The 20,683-nt window shown below is 61.8% G+C and carries 20 protein-coding genes and 2 tRNA genes; 11 read left to right on the plus strand and 11 right to left on the minus strand.

Annotated features, from left to right (window positions below):
* Nucleotides 1-25 precede the first annotated feature (25 nt).
* Nucleotides 26-739, minus strand: a complete 714-nt coding sequence (locus ACK59L_RS07320) for a UTRA domain-containing protein (RefSeq protein WP_058604183.1) — start codon at nucleotides 737-739, stop codon at nucleotides 26-28.
* Between the two features lie 325 nt (nucleotides 740-1,064).
* On the opposite strand from ACK59L_RS07320, the gene ACK59L_RS07325 reads away from it, so the two are divergent.
* The 6 genes from ACK59L_RS07325 to ACK59L_RS07350 all read left to right on the plus strand — a co-directional run bounded on the left by ACK59L_RS07325 (nucleotide 1,065) and on the right by ACK59L_RS07350 (nucleotide 6,357).
* Entirely contained in the window at nucleotides 1,065-2,126 is a 1,062-nt protein-coding gene (locus tag ACK59L_RS07325; protein WP_409272686.1) for an ABC transporter substrate-binding protein, read from the plus strand.
* Between the two features lie 147 nt (nucleotides 2,127-2,273).
* On the plus strand, nucleotides 2,274-3,080 hold the full coding sequence (locus ACK59L_RS07330; RefSeq protein WP_058604181.1) for an alkaline phosphatase family protein: 807 nt from the start codon (nucleotides 2,274-2,276) through the stop codon (nucleotides 3,078-3,080).
* Complete coding sequence (locus tag ACK59L_RS07335) at nucleotides 3,077-3,916, plus strand: ABC transporter permease subunit (protein ID WP_058604180.1); 840 nt, start codon at nucleotides 3,077-3,079, stop codon at nucleotides 3,914-3,916. Before ACK59L_RS07330 ends, ACK59L_RS07335 begins: the two co-directional genes overlap by 4 nt.
* Complete coding sequence (locus tag ACK59L_RS07340; protein WP_409272689.1) at nucleotides 3,906-4,700, plus strand: ABC transporter permease; 795 nt, start codon at nucleotides 3,906-3,908, stop codon at nucleotides 4,698-4,700. Before ACK59L_RS07335 ends, ACK59L_RS07340 begins: the two co-directional genes overlap by 11 nt.
* Nucleotide 4,701: 1 nt before the next feature.
* A complete protein-coding gene (locus ACK59L_RS07345; protein ID WP_058604178.1) occupies nucleotides 4,702-5,691 on the plus strand; it encodes an ABC transporter ATP-binding protein in 990 nt (329 codons plus the stop codon).
* A 12-nt stretch (nucleotides 5,692-5,703) separates the two neighbouring features.
* Nucleotides 5,704-6,357 carry an HAD family phosphatase gene (locus ACK59L_RS07350; protein WP_058604177.1) on the plus strand — a complete coding sequence of 218 codons (654 nt, stop codon included), beginning with the start codon at nucleotides 5,704-5,706 and terminating at the stop codon, nucleotides 6,355-6,357.
* A 124-nt stretch (nucleotides 6,358-6,481) separates the two neighbouring features.
* On the opposite strand, the gene ACK59L_RS07355 is transcribed toward ACK59L_RS07350, so the two are convergent.
* A complete protein-coding gene (locus ACK59L_RS07355; RefSeq protein WP_409272691.1) occupies nucleotides 6,482-7,444 on the minus strand; it encodes an NAD(P)H-quinone oxidoreductase in 963 nt (320 codons plus the stop codon).
* 142 nt (nucleotides 7,445-7,586) lie between these two features.
* Between ACK59L_RS07355 and ACK59L_RS07360 the strand changes: the two genes are divergently transcribed.
* Complete coding sequence (locus ACK59L_RS07360; RefSeq protein WP_409272693.1) at nucleotides 7,587-9,668, plus strand: carboxy terminal-processing peptidase; 2,082 nt, start codon at nucleotides 7,587-7,589, stop codon at nucleotides 9,666-9,668.
* Between the two features lie 162 nt (nucleotides 9,669-9,830).
* Here the strand turns inward: ACK59L_RS07360 and ACK59L_RS07365 are convergent, their stop codons facing one another.
* From ACK59L_RS07365 to ACK59L_RS07380, 4 genes are all read right to left on the minus strand, one after another.
* Complete coding sequence (locus tag ACK59L_RS07365; RefSeq protein WP_409272695.1) at nucleotides 9,831-10,199, minus strand: hypothetical protein; 369 nt, start codon at nucleotides 10,197-10,199, stop codon at nucleotides 9,831-9,833.
* A complete protein-coding gene (locus tag ACK59L_RS07370; protein WP_196136818.1) occupies nucleotides 10,196-10,537 on the minus strand; it encodes a helix-turn-helix domain-containing protein in 342 nt (113 codons plus the stop codon). Before ACK59L_RS07370 ends, ACK59L_RS07365 begins: the two co-directional genes overlap by 4 nt.
* Nucleotides 10,538-10,662: 125 nt before the next feature.
* Nucleotides 10,663-11,103 carry a YkvA family protein gene (locus ACK59L_RS07375; protein ID WP_167339345.1) on the minus strand — a complete coding sequence of 147 codons (441 nt, stop codon included), beginning with the start codon at nucleotides 11,101-11,103 and terminating at the stop codon, nucleotides 10,663-10,665.
* Nucleotides 11,104-11,595: 492 nt separating this feature from the next.
* Entirely contained in the window at nucleotides 11,596-12,360 is a 765-nt protein-coding gene (locus ACK59L_RS07380) for an FKBP-type peptidyl-prolyl cis-trans isomerase (RefSeq protein ID WP_058604172.1), read from the minus strand.
* Nucleotides 12,361-12,685: 325 nt separating this feature from the next.
* Between ACK59L_RS07380 and map the strand changes: the two genes are divergently transcribed.
* Nucleotides 12,686-13,486 carry a type I methionyl aminopeptidase gene (gene map, locus ACK59L_RS07385; RefSeq protein ID WP_197844498.1) on the plus strand — a complete coding sequence of 267 codons (801 nt, stop codon included), beginning with the start codon at nucleotides 12,686-12,688 and terminating at the stop codon, nucleotides 13,484-13,486.
* 100 nt (nucleotides 13,487-13,586) lie between these two features.
* On the opposite strand, the gene ACK59L_RS07390 is transcribed toward map, so the two are convergent.
* Both ACK59L_RS07390 and ACK59L_RS07395 read right to left on the minus strand, forming a co-directional pair.
* Nucleotides 13,587-13,663: transfer RNA gene (locus tag ACK59L_RS07390), tRNA-Asp, on the minus strand.
* Between the two features lie 13 nt (nucleotides 13,664-13,676).
* Nucleotides 13,677-13,752, minus strand: a tRNA-Val gene (locus ACK59L_RS07395).
* 215 nt (nucleotides 13,753-13,967) lie between these two features.
* Here ACK59L_RS07395 and rdgC point away from each other — a divergent pair.
* From rdgC to sugE, 3 genes are all read left to right on the plus strand, one after another.
* On the plus strand, nucleotides 13,968-14,888 hold the full coding sequence (gene rdgC / locus ACK59L_RS07400; RefSeq protein WP_023533890.1) for a recombination-associated protein RdgC: 921 nt from the start codon (nucleotides 13,968-13,970) through the stop codon (nucleotides 14,886-14,888).
* Nucleotides 14,889-15,001: 113 nt separating this feature from the next.
* Complete coding sequence (locus tag ACK59L_RS07405) at nucleotides 15,002-15,967, plus strand: bile acid:sodium symporter family protein (RefSeq protein ID WP_409272699.1); 966 nt, start codon at nucleotides 15,002-15,004, stop codon at nucleotides 15,965-15,967.
* Between the two features lie 133 nt (nucleotides 15,968-16,100).
* The gene (gene sugE / locus ACK59L_RS07410; protein ID WP_058604169.1) at nucleotides 16,101-16,418 is read left to right on the plus strand and encodes a quaternary ammonium compound efflux SMR transporter SugE; all 318 of its coding nucleotides are present in this window, start codon (nucleotides 16,101-16,103) and stop codon (nucleotides 16,416-16,418) included.
* Nucleotides 16,419-16,442: 24 nt separating this feature from the next.
* Here sugE and ACK59L_RS07415 read toward each other — a convergent pair whose 3' ends face one another.
* The 3 genes from ACK59L_RS07415 to ACK59L_RS07425 all read right to left on the minus strand — a co-directional run bounded on the left by ACK59L_RS07415 (nucleotide 16,443) and on the right by ACK59L_RS07425 (nucleotide 20,653).
* Nucleotides 16,443-18,320, minus strand: coding sequence for an MFS transporter (locus ACK59L_RS07415; protein WP_078478960.1), 1,878 nt, complete (start codon nucleotides 18,318-18,320; stop codon nucleotides 16,443-16,445).
* Between the two features lie 209 nt (nucleotides 18,321-18,529).
* Complete coding sequence (locus ACK59L_RS07420; protein WP_409272702.1) at nucleotides 18,530-19,363, minus strand: amidohydrolase family protein; 834 nt, start codon at nucleotides 19,361-19,363, stop codon at nucleotides 18,530-18,532.
* Between the two features lie 21 nt (nucleotides 19,364-19,384).
* A complete protein-coding gene (locus ACK59L_RS07425; protein ID WP_027915771.1) occupies nucleotides 19,385-20,653 on the minus strand; it encodes an MFS transporter in 1,269 nt (422 codons plus the stop codon).
* Nucleotides 20,654-20,683: the final 30 nt, after the last annotated feature.

Here is a 20,683-nt window from a genome sequence, read left to right on the forward strand (position 1 = left end):
CGGCGCCCCCCGGGAGGCCGCCCGGCTAGCCCGCCTGTGCCCTGATACAAATGGCGTCATGGCGCCAGTATTCCAGGTCGCAGTCGATCAGCTGCCCATGCTGGTCGCTGTTGACGCGGGTGATCTGCAGCCCCGGGCTGCCCGCTGACACCCTCAACGCTCCGGCCGCCTGCACGGGCAATGCGGTGGGCAAGATCTCGAAGCACACCTGCCCGTAGTGCAGACCGTATTGGCGCTCATAGATTTCAGTCAATGACTGCGCCAGGTCGTGTTCGAGGATGGCCGGGAAGTAACGCGGGTTGAGGTAGTGCTCGGCGTACAGCACCGCCCTGCCGTCGATACGCCTGAGCCTGCAGATGCGCACCACACTGGACAACGCCGGTAGTTGCAGCCGCGCGCAGATGGCCGCCGAAGCCGGCTGCAGCCGAGCCGACAGCAGCTCGGTACTGGCGGCTCGCCCCTGCTCACGCACCATTGCATGGAAGTGGCTGCGCGCGATGAGGTCATAGCTCAAGCGCTCGGGGGCGACGAACCAGCCACGCCGCTCTTCGCGATAGATCAAGCCCCTTGCCTCCAACTGCACCAACGCCTCGCGCAGGGTGATGCGCGTGGTGGCGAAGAGTTCGCTGAGCCGGCGCTCGGCGGGCAGCTTGCCGCCCGGCGCCAACAGGCCGTGCTCGATCTGCTCCTCAAGGGCGTTACAGATGGCTGTTACCGCGCGCGGTGGCATTGGCTGCATCAAAGGTTACCTATCTGGACTAGGCCAGCCCCACGACAGGGCACCGGGCACTGGGTGCAAGCCTAGGCAGGGCTGATGAACATCCCGTGACAAGCCTGCCCGGCTAGCGCTGCCAGAAACGGGCCAGGCCTTGTGAGGACAGGCTCGCAGGTGGTCTACGCTGTATTGCCAGAAGCCGCGATCAGGCAGCAAAACCTGGGGCTACATCAAATTGTCACGCTACCGGCCTACCTTGGCTCAAGGTTTGCTGACCTAGACCAAGGCTGCAGACAACGGCTTCATACATAACAGCGTTCGGTCGATGCACCCACCCAAGGAGCTACGGATGAAAAAGTTGTTCATGGCGTTACTGCTCGGTTCGGCAATCGCGTTCTGCACGTCGGCCATGGCCGCCGATGACCTCAAGGCACTGGAGGATGCCGCCCGCAAGGAAGGCACGGTCAATAGCGTGGGCATGCCCGATGCCTGGGCCAACTGGAAGGACACCTGGCAGGACCTGGCCAGCAAATATGGGCTCAAGCACAGTGACACCGACATGAGTTCGGCCCAGGAAATCGCCAAGTTCGAGGCGGAAAAAGACAATGCCAGTGCCGACATCGGCGACGTGGGCGCAGCGTTCGGGCCCATTGCCATTGCCAAGGGCGTAAGCCAGCCGTACAAGCCAAGCACCTGGGACCAGGTGCCAGAGTGGGCCAAGGACAAGGATGGCCATTGGGCGCTGGCCTACACCGGCACCATCGCGTTCATCATCAATAAGGATCTGGTCAAGGAATCAGAGCGGCCCAAGACCTGGCACGACCTGGAACGCGGCAAGTACAAGGTGGCCATCGGTGATGTCGGCACCGCCGCCCAGGCCGCCAACGGCGTGCTGGCCGCCGCCATCGCCTACAAGGGCGATGAGAGCAACGTGGCCCCAGGCCTGCAACTGTTCACCAAGCTGGCCCAGCAAAAACGCCTATCCCTGGCCAACCCGACCATCCAGACCCTGGAAAAGGGCGAGGTGGAAGTGGGCGTGGTCTGGGACTTCAATGGCTTGAGCTACCGCGATCAGATCGACCCCAAGCGCTTTGAAGTGCTGATCCCATCGGACGGCTCGATCACCTCGGGCTACACCACCATCATCAACAAGTACGCCAAGCACCCCAATGCAGCGAAGCTGACGCGTGAATACATCTTCAGCGATGCCGGGCAGATCAACCTGGCCAAGGGGCACGCACGCCCGATTCGCGCCGAGCACCTGAAGTTGCCAGAGGATGTGCAGGCCAAATTGCTGCCCAACGAGCAATACGCGCCTGCGCAACCGATCAAGAATGCCGAAGTGTGGGAAGCGACCTCCAAGAAGCTGCCGCAGATGTGGCAAGAGCAGGTAATCATCGAAATGGAATGAAGCAGGCAGGTTGGCCTGCCAACTGCCACGCGGGTCGTCCTGCCTGCGTGGCAGCCCTAGCGAGCCGGCGTCGCGCCAGCAGTAACCCCCTGGCGCGGCGCCGCGTACTGCAAGCGCCCTCTCCCCGATGTTTTTGCGGAGTCATCAATGAGCCACAACGTCATCCTGGTGCTGTTGGACGGGCTGAACTATCAGGTTGCCCACCACGCCATGGGCCATTTGCACGCCTATGTCGAGGCCGACCGCGCCGCGCTTTACCGCATGGAGTGCGAACTGCCGTCGCTGTCCCGCCCGCTGTACGAGTGCATTCTTACAGGTGTTCCCCCTATCGACAGCGGCATCGTGCATAACAACGTCAACCGGCTTTCCAACCAGCGCAGCGTGTTCCACTACGCCCGCGAGGCCAACCTGGGCACGGCAGCCGCGGCCTATCACTGGATGAGCGAGCTGTACAACCGCTCGCCTTTCGACCCCCAGCGTGACCGGCATACCCACGCCCCCAAGTTGCCCATCCAGCATGGGTTGTTCTACTGGGACGATCGCTACCCCGATTCACACCTGCTGGCCGACGGCGAATACCTGCGCCGGCGCCATGCGCCCAATTTTCTGCTGGTGCACCCGATGAGCATCGACGATGTGGGCCACCACCATGGGCTGGACAGCAGCCAATACCGCAACGCTGCCCGCAGCGCAGATATCCTGCTGGCCGACTACCTGCCCAAGTGGCTCGACGAGGGCTACCAGGTGCTGGTGACCGCCGACCATGGCATGAACAACGACCGCTCGCACAACGGGCTGCTGGCCGAAGAGCGCGAAGTGCCCTTGTTCGTGTTCGGCGCAGCCTTCAGCCTCGACCCTTCGGCCAAGCCGCTGCAGACCGACCTGTGCGGGACCATCTGCGAGTTGCTCGGCGCCGCTCACGACAAATCGGTCTGCCGGGAGTTGCTCAAATGAGCCAGTCGCCCCGTGGTCGGTACCTGGCGTTGTTGTGCCTGGTGCCCTTCGCTGTCGTTTTCGTGGTCTTCCAGATTGCCCCGCTGGCCTGGGTGGCGCTGAGCAGCCTGCAGTCGGAGGCAGGTTGGGGCATGGACAATTTCAGCAAGGTGTTCGCCTCCAAGTTCTACCTGCAAGCCCTGCAACGCAGCCTGGAGATCAGCTTCTGGTCCAGCCTGTTCGGCATCATCATCGCGACCCTGGGCGCCTATTCGCTGCGTCAGGTGGACTCACGGCTGCGCGACTTCGTCAGCGCCTTTGCCAACATGACCAGCAATTTTGCCGGCGTGCCGCTGGCGTTCGCGTTCATCATCCTGCTCGGTTTCAACGGCGCATTGACCCTGTTGCTCAAGCAGATGGGCCTGCTGGAAGACTTCAGCATCTACTCCAAGAGCGGGCTGATCCTGGTTTACACCTATTTCCAGATCCCACTGGGTGTCCTGCTGCTGTACCCGGCCTTCGACGCGCTGCGCGAAGACTGGCGCGAGTCGGCTGCGCTGCTGGGTGCTAACCACTGGCAGTTCTGGCGGCACATCGGGCTGCCGGTGCTAGCCCCGGCGCTGCTGGGCACCTTCGTCATCCTGCTGGCCAACGCCCTGGGCGCCTATGCCACGGTCTATGCCCTGACCACCGGCAACTTCAACGTACTGCCCATTCGCATCGCGGGCCTGGTGGCCGGCGACATCAGCCTCGATCCGAACCTTGCCAGTGCCCTGGCAATGGTGCTGGTCGGGCTGATGACAGTGGTCACCGTGGTGCATCAATGGTTGTTGAAAAGGAGCTACCATGCGCGCTGATTCCCGTAGCGGCGGCTGGTACCACCGCGCCGTGGTCTACCTGCTGTTTCTCATTCTGCTGATGCCACTGGCCGGCACCCTGCTCTACTCCGTGGCCACCAGTTGGTCGGCCACTCTACTACCCAGCGGCCTGACCCTTAAGTGGTACGTGGCGTTGTGGAGCGAGCCGCGCTTTCTGGCAGCGTTCGGCCAGTCGTTGCTGGTGTGCGTTGGTGCGTTGCTGCTATCGGTGGTGCTGATCCTGCCGCTGCTGTTCGTGGTGCATTATCACTTCCCCCGGCTCGACGCATTGATGAATGTCCTGATCCTGCTGCCGTTTGCCGTGCCACCTGTGGTGTCGTCGGTGGGGTTGCTGCAACTGTATGGCAGTGGGCCGATGGCCATGGTGGGGACACCGTGGATCCTGATCGGCTGCTACTTCACCATTGCCCTGCCCTTCATGTACCGGGCCATCACCAACAACTTGCAGGCCATCAACCTGCGCGACCTGATGGACGCGGCGCAATTGCTGGGCGCCAGCACCTGGCAGGCGGCTCTGCTGGTGGTACTCCCCAACCTGCGCAAAGGCCTGATGGTGGCCCTGTTGCTGTCGTTCTCGTTCCTGTTCGGGGAGTTCGTGTTCGCCAACCTGCTGGTGGGCACGCGCTACGAAACCCTGCAGGTCTACCTCAACAACATGCGCAACAGCAGCGGCCACTTCAACAGTGCGCTGGTGATTTCCTATTTCGCCTTCGTGCTGATTTTGACGTGGGTCGCCAACCGCCTGAACAAGGACAAGACCTGAGATGAGCTACGTTAGCGTACGCAACCTGCAAAAAAGCTACGCCGGTAGCCCGGTATTCAGCCAGATCGACTGCCAGATCGAACGGGGCGAGTTCATCACCCTGCTCGGCCCTTCAGGGTGCGGCAAGTCCACGCTGCTGCGCTGCATCGCCGGGCTCACGCCGGTCGACAGCGGGCAGATCCTGCTCGACGGCATTGACATCGTGCCACAGAGCCCGCAAAAGCGTGGCATCGGTATGGTGTTCCAGAGTTATGCGCTGTTTCCCAACATGACGGTGGAGCAGAACGTTGCCTTCGGGCTGCGCATGCAGAAGGTCAGGGGTGATGAGAGCCAGGCAAGGGTGCGAGAGGCATTGCAGCTGGTGGAATTGAATGACTTCGCCGCACGTTACCCTCATCAGTTGTCTGGCGGGCAATGCCAGCGCGTCGCCCTGGCCCGCTCCCTGGTCACCCGGCCCCGACTGCTGTTGCTCGACGAGCCGCTTTCGGCGCTCGATGCGCGCATTCGCAAACATCTGCGTGAGCAGATTCGCGCCATCCAGAGGGAACTGGGCTTGACCACGATCTTCGTTACCCATGACCAGGAAGAAGCCTTGACGCTGTCGGACCGCATTTTCCTGATGAATCAGGGCCGCATCGTGCAAAGCGGCGATGCAGAGACCCTCTACACGGCCCCGGTGGACCTGTTTGCCGCCGGCTTCATCGGCAATTACAACCTGCTCGATGCCGACAGTGCCAGCCGCCTGTTGCAGCGCCCTGTCTCCGGGCGCCTGGCCATACGCCCCGAATCCATCACGCTGGGCCTGCACGGCGAACTCGACGCCCAGGTGCGCAGTCACAGCCTGCTGGGCAACGTGATACGTTATCGGGTGCAGGTGCGTGAGGTAGAGCTGGTAGTGGATGTGCTCAACCGCTCGCCGGCCGACTTGCATGCCGACGGTCAGCGGGTCAGCGTGTCGATAGACCCCAGTGCGCTACGGGAAGTGGCTTAAGGAGATGCATGTATGGCGCTAGCCATTTTCGATCTGGACGAAACCCTGATCCACGGCGACTGCGCGTCACTGTGGAGCGAACACATGGCACGGCTGGGATGGGTGGATGGCGAGACGTTCTTGCGCCGTGACCACGCGCTGATGGAGGCCTACGGCAAAGGCGAACTGGCGATGGAAGACTACATGGCATTCAGCCTGGAGCCGATTGCCGGGCGGACCCTGGAAGAAGTCGCACACCTGGTCGAGCCGTGGGTGGAAGAGGTCATCGAACCGATCATTTTCGGCGATGCCTGCCGCTGCATTGCCGAGCATCGCAAGCGCGGGGACCGGGTGCTGATCATCTCGGCGTCAGGCGTACACCTGGTTGGGCCGATTGCTGCGCGCCTGGGCGTGGACGAATACCTGGCCATCGATCTGGACGCACACAACGGCGTCTATACCGGCCGGACCCACGGCGTACTCACTTACCGGGAAGGCAAGATCACCCGCTTGCTGGCCTGGCTGGACCAGGAGCAGGAAAACCTGGAGGGCGCGAGCTTCTATTCGGACTCGCGCAATGACCTGCCCCTGTTGCTGAAGGTGGATCACCCTTGTGCCGTGAACCCGGACCCGGTGTTGCGCGAGCATGCGCAAGCTCACGGTTGGCCTATCTTGAGCTGGCACTGAACCCGCGCTCGCTGTTCAGTGCCAAACGCTTGCCCTGCCTCCCCTCAAGCCTGCGGTCAGGCAGGCCCAAGGGCCCATCAGGGCGCCATGACGCCAGTGCGCGAGTAGGCAAACGGGTCCGGCACTAGGCCAGGCTTGGGTCGATGATCATGACCAGCTTGCCGGACACCTGGTTGGTCTCGAGTTCGGCGTAGGCTGCCTGGGCGAACCCCACCGGATAGGTATCGACCAACTGCGGTGACAACCGGCCTTCGGCGAACAGCGGCCAGACTTGCTGGCGCAAGTCACTCAACAGTTCTGCCTTGAACGCATCGTCACGGTTGCGCAAGGTCGAACCTGTAATCTGCGCCCGCTTGGCCATGACCTGGGCAAGATCCAGTTCGAACTTGCGTCCACCCATCACGCCAATGATCACCCAGCGCCCGTCGCGGGCCAGCAGCTTGAGGTTGAGCTCGCCATAGCTGGCGCCGACCGGGTCGAGAATCACATTGAATGGGCCGATGGCTTCCAGGTCATCGAGGTTCTGGTTGCGCACAACGCCCCCTGCCGCGCCCAAGGCCTGGCAATACGCCAGTCGCTCGGCTGAACCGACGCTGACCCACACGCTGTTGCCGAACGCTTTGCACAGCTGAATGGCAGCCGACCCCACGCCACTGGCACCGGCGTGCACCAGCACCTTCTCCCCGGCCTTGACGCCACCCAGCTGGAAGATGTTCAGCCACGCCGTGGCGTAGACTTCCGGCAGGGCCGCCGCTTCATGCAGGCTGAGCCCTTCGGGCACGGGCAGCACGTGCCGCGCATCAACGATCACTTCCTCGGCCATGGCACCGCTGGCCAGCAGTGCGCACACCCTGTCGCCCACCTGCCAGGCTGTCCCGGCCCCCACTTCTGCGATCACACCGGCACATTCCAGGCCCATGTAGGGGCTGGCGCCGGGCGGCGGCGGATAGAGCCCTTTCATCTGCAGCAAATCGGCACGGTTCAACCCCGCAGCCGCGACCCGGATGCGTACTTGTCCTGCATCACACGCAGGACGTTCGGCTTCGACCCAGGTGACATGTCCGTCAACGCCTTGCAATGCCTTCACAGTGCCTCCATAGTTGAATCATATGACCGAGCCTGGGCACCCGTGCCCAGGCTTTTTGCAGTATGCGCCCGGTTTTTATGGAACCGGCGAACGGAAAAGACGGCCTACTATGCGTGATCAATTGCCCCCACGTCGAATCAGCATGAAGCATTTCCTACCCAGCACCGCCCTGGCACTGATGATCGGCCTTGGCAGCCTTACGCTCGGCGGCAATGCGGCGGCCGCCAACAAGTGGGACAGCCTGCAACCGGACCGCGACGAAATCGTCGCCAGCCTCAACGTGGTGGAGCTGCTCAAGCGCCATCACTACAGCAAGCCGCCATTGGATGACGCCCGTTCGGTCATCATCTACGACAGCTACATCAAGCTGTTGGACCCGGCACGCAGCTATTTCACCGCCGCCGACATCGCCGAGTTCGACAAATGGAAGACGCAATTCGACGACTTCCTCAAAAGCGGCAACCTCGACCCTGGCTTCACCATCTACAAGCGCTACCTGGACCGGGTCAAGCAGCGCCTGGACTTCGCCTTGGCCGAGCTCAACAAGGGCGTGGACAAGATCGACTTCACCGTCAACGAGACCTTGCTGATCGACCGCAAGGACGCGCCTTGGCTCAAGGACCAGGCTGCCCTGGACGAGTTGTGGCGTAAACGCGTCAAGGACGAGGTGCTGCGCCAGAAGATCGCTGGCAAAGAGCCCAAGCAGATTCAGGAAACCCTGATCAAGCGCTACAAGAATCAGCTGGCACGTCTGGATCAGACCCGGGCTGAAGACATCTTCCAGGCGTACATCAATACCTTTGCCCAGTCGTACGATCCGCACACCAACTACTTGTCGCCTGACAACGCCGAAAACTTCGACATCAACATGAGCCTGTCGCTTGAAGGGATCGGCGCGGTACTGCAAAGCGACAACGATCAGGTCAAAATCGTGCGCCTGGTGCCCGCCGGTCCTGCGGCCAAGACCAAGCAGGTCGCGCCGGCTGACAAGATCATCGGCGTAGCCCAGGGCAACAAGGAAATGGTCGACGTCGTCGGCTGGCGCCTGGACGAAGTGGTCAAGCTGATTCGCGGCCCCAAAGGCTCGGTGGTACGCCTGGAAATCATCCCGGCGAGCAACGCCCCCAGCGACCAGACCAGCAAGATCGTGTCGATCACGCGTGAAGCGGTCAAGCTTGAAGAGCAGGCGGCCAAGAAGTCCGTGCTCAAGCTCAAGCAGGGCGGGCGTGACTACAAACTCGGCATCATCGAGATCCCGGCGTTCTACCTGGACTTCAAGGCCTATCGCGCAGGTGACCCGGAGTACAAGAGCACCACGCGTGACGTGAAGAAGCTGCTGACCGAGCTGCAGAAAGAGAAAGTCGACGGCGTGGTCATCGATTTGCGCAACAACGGTGGTGGCTCGCTGCAGGAAGCGACCGAGCTGACCAGCCTGTTCATCGAAAAAGGCCCCACTGTACTGGTACGCAACAGCGATGGCCGTGTCGATGTGCTTGAAGATGAAAACCCAGGTGCCTTCTACAAGGGGCCGCTGGCTTTGCTGGTCAACCGCTTGTCCGCCTCGGCATCGGAGATTTTCGCCGGCGCCATGCAGGATTATCACCGCGCGTTGATCATTGGCGGCCAGACCTTCGGCAAGGGTACCGTGCAGACCATCCAGCCACTCAACCATGGCGAGCTCAAGCTGACCCTGGCCAAGTTCTACCGTGTTTCCGGGCAGAGCACCCAGCACCAGGGTGTATTGCCGGACATCGACTACCCGTCGATCATCGACACCAAGGAAATCGGCGAAAGCGCCCTGCCCGAAGCAATGCCGTGGGACACCATCCGTCCGGTCGTCAAGCCTGCGGTCGACCCCTTCAAGCCTTACCTGGCCCAGCTCAAGGCTCAACACCAGGCGCGCAGCGACAAGGATGCCGAGTTCATCTACATCCGCGACCGTCTGGCATTGACCCAGAAACTGATGACCGAGAAGACCGTCAGCCTCAACGAGCAGGCACGCCGGGCGCGTCACGATGAGGTCGAGGCCAAGCAACTGGCCCTGGAAAACATCCGTCGCAAAGCCAAGGGCGAGGAACCGCTCAAGGAGCTGAAGAAAGAAGACGAGGATGCACTGCCGGCCGAGGATGACAACACCAAGCCGGAGGACGACGCCTACCTGTCGGAAACCGGGCGCATCCTGATCGATTACCTCAGCGCCAGCACCAAGGTGGCTAAAAAGTAGCGGCAGACCCTGGGGAGGGACGAATCATACGCCACCCTCCCTGATGTGTAATCAAAAGCCGGGCTCATTGATGCCCGGCTTTTCTTTTGGGTCATTGAATTGATAGGTGCGGCTGGCCAATGACTGGATGGCACAGCGCCGATGAACGCACGCTGTGCCTGGTCAGGCGGAGTCGGGGTACGTGTATTCGAATACGCGCGCGACCTCAGAGGCATGCCAGGACGCGGCCTCCATGCCATCGACAGGCCCTGTGAAGCGCCCCAGCCGCTCCACGCACTCAAAGAAGCCCGTGCGCGGCAAACGGCTGGCACCCTGGCTGATCACCAGTGAACTGCGCAGGGGTTGTTCGGCACGCGCATCCAGCACCGCCAGGTACTCAAGCGCCGCGGTCAGGGTCTGCATGGCAGGGCTTGGCAGTTGCAGGCGTTCGATGAGCGCTCGGTAAGTCAGCAAATGACGTTGGCGTCGGGCCAGATCCAGCTCGCCCAGCAGGTTTTCCCAATGCTGGCGGCTGATCCTGACCTGACTCATGAAGCCTCGCTCCAGCCAGGCACACCCAGGTGCCAGGCCAGCGCACGGCGTATGGCGGCGTCGGGCTGCCGCTCACCCGATTCGATCATCGCCAGGTAGGCCGGGCTGACGCCCACATTGCGGGCCAGGTGCTCGGCGGCGATACCCTTGTCCCGGCGTATGGCCCCAACCTCGGCAAAGGCAGGCAGGGCGGCGTGCGAGTCGTTTTCTTGCACAGGTGCAGGTGCCGGAGTATTCGCTGGGGCCTGCCCTGCCGCCTTGAGCAGCGCCTGGTAGTCTTCCCACGCTACGACGGCATACTCGGGTTGACCGTCCCGGCTGATGACCTGAATATCCATTGCAAAACCCCTTCGAGAGGATTACTGGAGGTAATCCATTGGCGTGTTTCATGTGCCAATTATATGACCAAGTTCAGGATCTTTGCAGTCGAGCCCTTCCAGGGGACCCCTGTGTCACTCACGCCTCAAGGGATTTCACGCTCCAGACGCAGCTCTTCAGGGGTAGCTGGAAGACGCTCTACCACCTGCAGCCGCTCTGGGGACTGGCTGTCTCGCCAGGCCTTGAAGCGCTCCAGTTCATCGGATACGGTCTTGAGCACCCACCCCAGCACGGCGATGTCATCCAGAAAGCCTACGCCCAGCAACCAGTCAGGGATGGCATCGATGGGGCTTACGAAATACAGCAGGCCGGCAACGATCGTAATCAATGCTTTGCGGTTGATCGCCCGATATTCGCCACGCCACCAGGCCAGACACAGGGCCTGCATCAACTTCACGTCTTCGCGCAGCTTGCCCAAGCGTGGCCCTTTGCGGGCCACGGCAAACAGCAGCGCTGGCAAGCGCCCACGACTGAGCAGGCGCTCGGCCAGGGGCAGGAAGCGCGCGAAATTCCAAGGTGCATTCATGGTGCCTCCAGACGGAAAAGGTTATCCACATTTATTGTGGATAACCTTGTGAACAGGGGGACGTTTACGAGCCCGTTGGCCCATAAACAAGGCGCCGGACAAGATCGGGCATTTTTTACACAGCGGTTACAGATCACTGCGCAGGTCCGCCCCAGGACCGTAATTTCAGACGCAGCTTACAATGGGTGCCTGTCCTTGTTCGGACAGTGTGTGCCGGGGCAGGTTCGAATGGGGTATGCCTGAACACGTAGGTACTGCAAGGCAGCCTCGCCACCGGTTCAGTACGGCTCTGAGCGTCATCAGGTACCCGTGCAGGAGGATTACGCTGTACCCGTGTGGGAACGGCCCTGCCGGGACGCCGAATCAGTGGCGTAGGATCTCTAGGATCTGGCTTCGCCACACAAACCATTGGGGCCGCAAAGCGGCCCCAATGGGATTGAGTGAGCCGAACTCTCCGTGAGGACGGCGCGCTCGTTTCAACCGAAATACCGCTTACTTAGCAGGTGCTTCAGCCGGTGCTTCGGCAGGTGCCTCGGCCTCAGGCTCACCGCCTTGCAGCTGCGCGGGGTCCTTGATCGCGATCAGTTCCAGGTCGAACACCAGAACCGAATTGGCCGGAATCAATGGGCTCGGGCTCTGGGCGCCGTACGCCAGGTCAGCAGGGATGAACAGCTTGTACTTCTCGCCAACGTGCATCAATTGCAAGGCTTCGACCCAACCTGGGATCACGCCACTGACCGGCAGGTCGATCGGGCTGCCACGCTCGACGGAGCTGTCGAAGACCTTGCCGTCGATCAACTTGCCTTCATAGTGAACGGTCACTACGTCGGTTGGCTTGGGCTGCGGGCCATCGGCCTTCTTGATCACCTCGTATTGCAGGCCCGAGGCGGTGGTCACCACGCCTTGCTTCTTGCCGTTTTCCTCAAGGAATTTCTTGCCCGCAGTGGCCGCCTCTTCGCTGGCCTTGGCCAGGCGCTCTTCGGCACGCTTTTGCAAGGCAGTGAAGGCTTCTACCAGCTCTTCGTCCTTCAGGCGCTGCTCTTTCTTGCCAACGGCATCCTCGATACCCAGCGCTACCGCCTTGGAATCAAGGTCATCCATGCCTTCTTGTGCCAGGCTCTTGCCCATGTTCAGGCCAATGCCGTAGGAAGCCTTCTGCGCAGGCGTTTTCAGTTCGGGGCTGCTGGCCTGCTGATCACAACCAGCCAGTACCAGGCCTACCAGGGCAACCGCAGCCGCCAAACGATGCTGTTTCATGCTAATTCCTTGTTCATGCGCCATAAGGGCAATCAGGGTAGAGGCCGCGAGCTTAGCAGGCGGCCCTCACCAATGGCTACCGGCATAGGAGCGGGTTTGAGTCAGTAAGTTCAGCAAGTGAATCGTTATTCATCAACCAGGTAACGGCCATGTGCCATGACCTGGAAGATCCCCCTTTCGTGCGCCTCGTGTCGTGTCGAAAACAGCAGGTGGCGACAGGGAAATCATCCACGCCCAAGTGTCGCACCCGTGCTCGAGGCTGGCATGTGGGTATGCCGTGGGTCTATGCTCTGAGGCATTCTAGCTGGAGTGATTGTTCGCGTTTATGTCCAAGGTCATCATCAAATCCCCCGCCGAGCTCGACCTGATGCGCCGCGCAGGCCAACTGCTTGCACAGGTGTTCGCCGAACTCGACAGGTTCATACGTCCAGGCGTCACCACCCTGCAGATCAATGACCACGCCGAAGACTTCATCGTCCAGACCTTGAGGGCCAGGCCGGCAAGCAAAGGTCAGTACGGCTTCCCCTTTGCGCTCAACACCTCGGTCGATCATGTCGTGTGCCATGGCATGCCTGACGCCCATGAAGTCCTTGAAGAAGGTTCGATCGTCAACGTCGACATCACGCTGGAGCAAGGCGGTTACATCGCTGACTCTTCGAAGATGTATGCCATTGGGCAGATCGATGATGAAGCCCGGCGCCTGGTCGATACCACCTACGCGGCGCTGTGGAAAGGCATCGAGCAAGTGCGACCCGGCGCGACCCTGGGTGACATTGGCCACGCCGTACAGGCTCATGCCGAGGCCGCAGGCTACAGCGTGGTCCGTGAGTATTGTGGCCATGGCATTGGCCAGCAGATGCATGAAGCGCCGGAGGTGCTGCATGTGGGTCAGCGCGGCATGGGCATGAAGCTCAAGCCAGGCATGGTGTTCACCATCGAGCCCATGATCAACCAGGGCGGGCGTGGCACCCGCACGCTCAAGGATGGCTGGAGCGTGGTGACCCGTGACGGCAGCCTGTCAGCACAATGGGAGCACACGGTGGCCGTGACAGACGAAGGTTTCGAGGTACTGACCCTGCGGGCCGAAGAGCGCCAAGGCCTGAATGGCCAGGCTGCGCGAGCCTGAACAGCGTCTACAGAGACTGAACTGCAGGCATAAAAAAAGCGACCCTAAGGTCGCTTTTCTTGTTGCTTCAGGGTGTTCAGTGGGCCCTTGAAGCTGAATATGGCGCAGCGGACGGGACTCGAACCCGCGACCCCCGGCGTGACAGGCCGGTATTCTAACCGACTGAACTACCGCTGCGCTATACATCGAGTGGTGGGTGATGACGGGATCGAACCGCCGACCCTCTGCTTGTAAGGCAGATGCTCTCCCGGCTGAGCTAATCACCCTTCGTCTCGGTGTGGGGCGCATTCTACGGACGGTCCTGCCCCCTGGCAAGCACTTTCTTTCACTTTATTTCGAAAAAAGTACAGATCTTTCAACAACCTAGCTCAGCGGCCCGATTTCGTTCGGTTTGTGCACTGCTGGCCCTCTGACAGGGTTGGCCTTCCGGGGCTGGTAGGAGAATAATGCCCGCCTTATGCATTAATGAGAGACTCCCCCGATGTGGTTCAAGAACCTGCTGACCTACCGCCTGACCCAGGACGTCCCCTTCGAGCCTGAAGCCCTGGAGGCTGCCCTGGCCAGCAAGCCAGCCCGTCCGTGCGCCAGCCAGGAGCTGACCACCTACGGTTTCGTCGCCCCGTTCGGCAAGGGCGAAGATGCGCCGCTGGTCCATGTCAGCGGTGACTACCTGCTGATCGCCGCCCGCAAGGAAGAACGTATTCTGCCCAGCAGCGTGGTCAATGATGCGGTCAAGGAAAAGGTCGAGGAGATCGAGACCGAACAGATGCGCAAGGTCTACAAGAAGGAGCGTGACCAGATCAAGGACGAGATCATTCAGGCCTTCCTGCCCCGCGCCTTCATTCGCCGCTCCATGATCTTTGCTGCCATTGCCCCGCGCCTTGGGGTGATTCTGGTCAACTCGGCCAGCGCCAAGCGCGCCGAAGACCTGCTGTCCACCCTGCGTGAAGTGATGGGCTCGCTGCCCGTGCGGCCGGCCACTGTCAAGATCGCCCCGGTGGCCACCATGACCGACTGGGTCAAGTCCCAGAAGGCCGCCGAAGGCTTCTACGTGCTGGACGAATGCGAGCTGCGCGACACGGCCGAAGATGGCGGCATCGTGCGCTGCAAGCGCCAGGACTTGACCGGCGAGGAAATCCAGCTGCACCTGAGCACCGGCAAGGTGGTGACCCAGCTGGCCCTGGCCTGGCAGGACAAGCTGTCGTTCGTACTGGACGACAAGATGGTCATCAAGCGCCTGAAATTCGAGGAACTGCTGCAGGAGCAGGCCGAGCAGGATGGCGGTGACGAGGCCGCGCAGCAGTTCGACGCCAGCTTCCAGCTGATGATGATGACATTTGCAGAGTTCCTGCCCGTGCTCTTCGAAGCCCTGGGCGGCGAAGAGATCCCACAAGGGGTGTGAGCCCGCTGAGGGTTGGCAGTACCCATAATGCGTGAGGGCGGCACCGTTGCCGCACCTCATTCCTTGCCTGCAGCGCAAATGCCCGGGCATGCAGTCGAACTGGAGATCACCCCATGCGCGCCCTCGCCACTTTGAGTCGATTCGTCGGCAACACCTTTGCATTGTGGGTATTGGTGTTCGCCGTGCTGGCCTTCCTGCAACCGCAATGGTTCATTGGGTTGAAGGTGGCCATCGTGCCCTTGCTGGGGCTGGTGATGTTCGGGATGGGCCTTACCCTCAAGCTCGACGACTTCGCCGCCCTCGCCCGCCAACCCTGGCGGGTCATGCTGGGGGTGGTCGCGCATTTCGTGATCATGCCGGGCATGGCCTGGCTGCTGTGCCAGTTGTTCCAGCTACCACCGCAGATTGCCGTGGGCGTGATCCTGGTCGGCTGCTGCCCGAGCGGCACGGCTTCGAACGTGATGGTGTGGCTGTCGCGCGGCGACCTGGCGCTGGCCGTGGCCATCGCGGGCGTCACCACGCTGCTGGCGCCACTGCTGACGCCTGCGCTGATCTGGTTCCTGGCCTCGGCCTGGCTTCCTGTGTCCTTCATGGACATGTTCTGGTCGATCCTGCAGCTGGTCATGCTCCCGATCGTGCTCGGCGTGCTGGCCCAGCGCCTGCTGGGTGAGCGTGTGCAGGCTGCGGTTCAGATCCTGCCACTGGTGTCGGTGGTGAGCATCGTGCTGATCGTGTGCGCCGTGGTGGCCGCCAGCCAGGCGAAGATCGCCGAGTCGGGGCTCCTGATCATGGCGGTTGTCATCTTGCACAACAGCTTCGGTTATTTGCTGGGGTACATGACCGGGAAGCTCTGCAAACTGCCCTTGGCCCAGCGCAAGTCGCTGGCGCTGGAGGTGGGCATGCAGAACTCCGGGTTGGGAGCAGCCCTTGCAGCTGCGCATTTTTCGCCCCTGGCCGCCGTGCCCAGCGCATTGTTCAGCGTTTGGCACAATATTTCCGGGGCGCTGCTTTCCACCTGGTTCCGACGTCTGGAGGACACACCTTCCGAAGGCGAGGACGCAAAACGCGTCAGACACTGACAGGCGATTGGCCTGCAGGCTTGCCCGGAAGGCCCTAGATGTGCACCATGGGCCTACGGTGAGGACGACCTCACGACGCCCAGCGTGATCACCCAGGGGACGGCCCCATCACTTGCAACGATGGAGACGCATCATGTCCTGGATCATCCTGTTCTTCGCCGGCCTGTTCGAAGTCGGCTGGGCCGTTGGCCTCAAATATACTGACGGCTTCAGCAAGCCACTGCCCACCGCGCTCACGGTTGCCGCCATGGCCGTCAGCCTCGGTCTGTTGGGCCTGGCGATGAAAGAGCTGCCGCTGGGCACGGCCTATGCCATCTGGACCGGCGTCGGCGCCGTGGGCACCGTGATCGCCGGCATCATCCTGTTCGGTGAGTCCATGGCGCTGGTTCGACTGGTCAGCGTGGCGCTGATCGTGTGCGGCCTGGTTGGCCTCAAGGTCAGCGCCAGCTGATACCGGTCAGCTGGCCAGGCGCGCTCAGCGGTTGCCTGCGCGCAGGCCAATGACCTGCTCGCGCAGCCGCTCCGGCAGCGCCTCCTGTGCAGGGATGGCGCTGCCTGCCACGACAGTCACCCGGGACCACATTCTTCTGAAAAACCCTTTGGCCGGGTCGCGACTGAAGAAACTGCCCCATAGCCCTTGCAGTGCCAGGGGAATCACTGGCACGGGCGTCTGTTCAAGAATATGGCTCAGGCCGCCCTTGAACACGTCGATCTCACCGTCCCCTGTCAATTTGCCCTCGGGAAAGATGCACACAAGCTCACCGTCAGCCAGGTAACGGGCAATGCGGGTGAAGGCGCGCTCGTACGTCGCCAGGTCCTCGCTACGCCCGGCAATGGGTATGGCGCCTGCGGTGCGAAACACGAAGTTCAGCACGGGCAGGTTGTAGATCTTGTAGTACATCACGAAACGAATAGGACGGCGTATCGCGCCAGCGAGCAACAGGGCATCGACGAACGACACGTGGTTGCACACCAGCAATGCCGCGCCTTCATCGGGAATGTGCTGCAACCCCTGGTGCTTGACGCGGTACATCGAGTGACTGAGCAGCCAGATGAGAAACCGCATGGTGAATTCGGGCACGATGCTGAATATGTAGGCGTTGACGGCGATGTTCAGCAGCGAGACGACCAAAAACAGCTGGGGAATGTCCAGCCCAGCCACGCCCAGCAAAACCATGGTCAACAGGGCCGACACCACCATGAACAATGCATTGAGGATGTTGTTGGCAGCGATCACCCGCGCGCGCTCGTCCACGGCCGTGCGTGACTGAATCAACGCGTACAGCGGCACGATATAGAACCCGCCGAACACCCCGAGCCCGACGATGGATAGCAGAATCCACCACGCTTGGTGCAGGCCCAGCAGGTCGAGCCAGTCATGGGCGCTGGCGGCGCTCGGCACATCCCCGGAATGCCACCACCACAGCAGGCCGAACACGGTCAGGCCGAAGGAGCCGAACGGCACCAGGCCGATTTCCACCTTGCGCCCGCTCAGGCGCTCACACAACAAGGAACCCAGGGCGATGCCCACCGAGAACAGCGTCAGCACCAGGGTGACCACGGTGCCATCGCCGTGCAGCCAGTCTTTGGCGTAGGCCGGGATCTGGGTCAGGTAAATAGCACCGACGAACCAGAACCAGGAGTTGCCGACGATCGAGCGCGATACCGCAGGCGGCTGGGCAAGGCCCATGCGCAGGATGGTCCACGACTGCCTGAAGATGTTCCAGTCCAGCTTCATGTGCGGCGAGGCAGCAGCGGCGCGGGGAATCCAGCGGCTGGCCAGGTAGCCCAGTACGGCAGTGCCCACTACGCCCCCGGCTACCACCGTGGCGTAGTTTTCGGCTGACATCATTACCCCGGCGCCGATGGTGCCGGCGAGGATGGCCAGGAAGGTGCCCGTCTCCACCAGCCCATTGCCGCCGACCAGCTCTTGCTCGCGCAGCGCCTGGGGCAGGATCGAGTATTTCACCGGCCCGAACAGCGCCGAATGGGTACCCATGCCGAACAAGGCCACCAGCATGAGGGCCAGGTGATTGGTCGCAAACCCCAGCGCGCCGACCGACATGATGCCGATCTCCGCCAGCTTGATCACCCGAATGAGCGCGTCCTTGGGAAACTTCTCCCCGAACTGCCCACCCAGCGCCGAGAAAAGAAAGAACGGCAGGATGAACAGCAAGGCACACAGATTGACCCAGATGGACCGGTCACCGTCCCCGAGGCTCAGCTTGAACAGGATGGCCAGGATCAGCGACTGCTTGAACAGGTTGTCGTTGAACGCACCGAGCGACTGGGTAATGAAAAAAGGCAGGAAGCGCCGTTTGCCGAGCAAGGTGAATTGCGAGGAATGACTCATCGTCCTTGGTCCTGGATTGAGGTTCAGCCGTGATGGCAGTCAGCGGATGACCAGGGTTAGGCCCGCGCCGACAGCGGTAGCCTGCCTCGGTACACGCAGGCAAGCAAGGACTGTGACGAGCAGTCCAGCCGCCCTAGGAGCGGCAGCGCCTCAACACCCCGACGCCGGGCTGTTTGCCAAGGGCGCTGGTCGATGATGCCTTGCTTGGCTCAAGCGAAGCCAAACAGCTTTCTGGCCGTATCGACCAGCAGCGCCTGACGCAGCTGAGCCGAGCACCCCAGTGCCTCGAATTGCTCGAGGGCCTGGCCAAAACTCATCGCTCTTTCATGCTGTGTGTGCGGCCAGTCGCTGCCCCACATCAGGCGCTCGGCCCCATAATGCGCTTCCAGCGCGCCCAGCGCCTGGCGGGCGAACAGCACGTTCTGCTCGGGCGAGCCTTCCAGACGGTAGATACCGGAAACCTTCACCCAGACATTACCCTGCCCGCCCAGGGTCAGCAGCTCGGCGAAACCCGCTTGCCCCAGCCCGTTGCGCGCATCGGGCCTTCCCAGGTGGTCGATGACGATATTCAGCCCATACGGTTGCAGCGCCCGCACCAGGGTGGGAATGTCCGCCAGGTGTCGATGCAGCTCGACGTGCCAGCCCAGCTCGGCCATGCATTCGAAGCGATGGCGCCACTGCGGGGCCGCAAGGTCCGGCAGCGGTTGCCCCATGAGGTTCAGGCGCACGCCTCTGACCCCTAGCTGGTCCATCCGGATGAGGGTTTGGCGGGCAGCGTCCGGCTCGAGCATCACCACCCCCCGCAAGCGCCCCTGAGCGGCCTGCAGAGCGCCCAGCAGATAGCCATTGTCGGTACCCAGGAAACTGGGCTGTACCAGAACGCCGTGACTGAAACCGTGCGCCTGCAACTGGCTGAGATAGTCAGCCAACGGCGCATCGTACGCGGGGGCATAACGGCGCTCGCGCGCCAGTGTCAGCCCTTGGCTGAACACGTGGGCATGGCTGTCGATGGCAATAACGGAGCAAGTAGGGTCGTGAGGCATGTCTTTGATCTATAGGTCAGGTTACTGGGCGGCCACACCGGGTGCTTGCGGGGCAGGTTCGAGGTTGCGGCCGCGCGTTTCTGGCAGGCACAGCGCGGCGATCACCGCCACGCCGTAGGCGATGCCGGCATCGATGCCGATGGCGGTACCCAGCGACATGGATTCGCTCATGTGTCCGACCAGGAATGGGAAGACAGCCGAGAGCACACGGCCGAAGTTGTAGCAGAAGCCCACCCCTGCTCCGCGCACGTCGGCAGGGTACAGCTCGTTGAAGAAGGCGCCGAGGCTTGCCGGAATACCGGCTGCGAAGAAGCCCAGCGGGAAACCCAGGAACAGCATCTGGGTGTTGCTCAACGGGAAGAAGACATAGGCCTGAACCGTCAGCACGCAGCACAGCGCAAACAGCAGGATGTTGCGACGCCTGCCGATGCGATCGATCAGCAGCCCGCTGACGACACAGCCACACCAGAACGCGAAGATGATCACCGCCAGGTAGCCACCGGAATTGAGCACCGACAGGTTGCGTTCGGTCTTGAGGAAGGTCGGCAGCCAGGTCATCACCGCGTGGTAGCCACCATGCGCCCCGAGGCCCAGCAAGCCGCCCAGCAGCGTGACACGCAGCAGTTCAGGGCGAAAGATCCCGGCCATCGAGGCGAAGAAGCCTTGGGGAATGGCGTTCTGTTTCTGCAGGCGTTGAAAGCTGTCCGGTTCTGGCACGTTGCGACGCACCCAGATGATCAGCAACGACGGCAACAGGCCAACGAAGAACATCACACGCCAGGCGAATTCCTGCGGCACCAGCGAATAGATCAAGGTGAACAACGCCACCGCCAGGCCCCAGCCTACCGCCCAGGCGCTTTGCACCGTGCCCATGACCTTGCCGCGGTACTTGGGGTTGATGGTCTCGGCCATCAGCACGGCCCCGGCCGCCCACTCCCCACCAATACCAAAGCCTTGCATGGCCTTGACGAACAGCAGTGGATAGAACCCTGTCACGAAAGCCGAGAGGAACGTGAAGCAGGAGAACCACAGGATCATCCATTGCAACGTGCGCACACGGCCGTACCGATCCGACAGGGTTCCGCCAAGCCAACCGCCGATCGCGGAGGTCACCAGGGTCAGGCCGCTGATCAGGCCCGCATCGCCTTTGGACAGCGAGAAAGCCGCGATCAGCGCGGGAATGGCCAGGCCGAACATCTGCACTTCCAGCGCATCGAGCGACCAGCCCCCAAAACAGGCCCAGAAGGTCTTGCGTTCGCGCGATGTTATTTGGCGGTACCAGCTGAACATGATTTTTATCCTTTTAATGGTGAGAGGTAC

The sequence above is a fragment of the Pseudomonas sp. KCJK9111 genome, from assembly GCF_046231935.1.
GTDB classification, from domain to species: Bacteria; Pseudomonadota; Gammaproteobacteria; order Pseudomonadales; family Pseudomonadaceae; genus Aquipseudomonas; species Aquipseudomonas parafulva_B.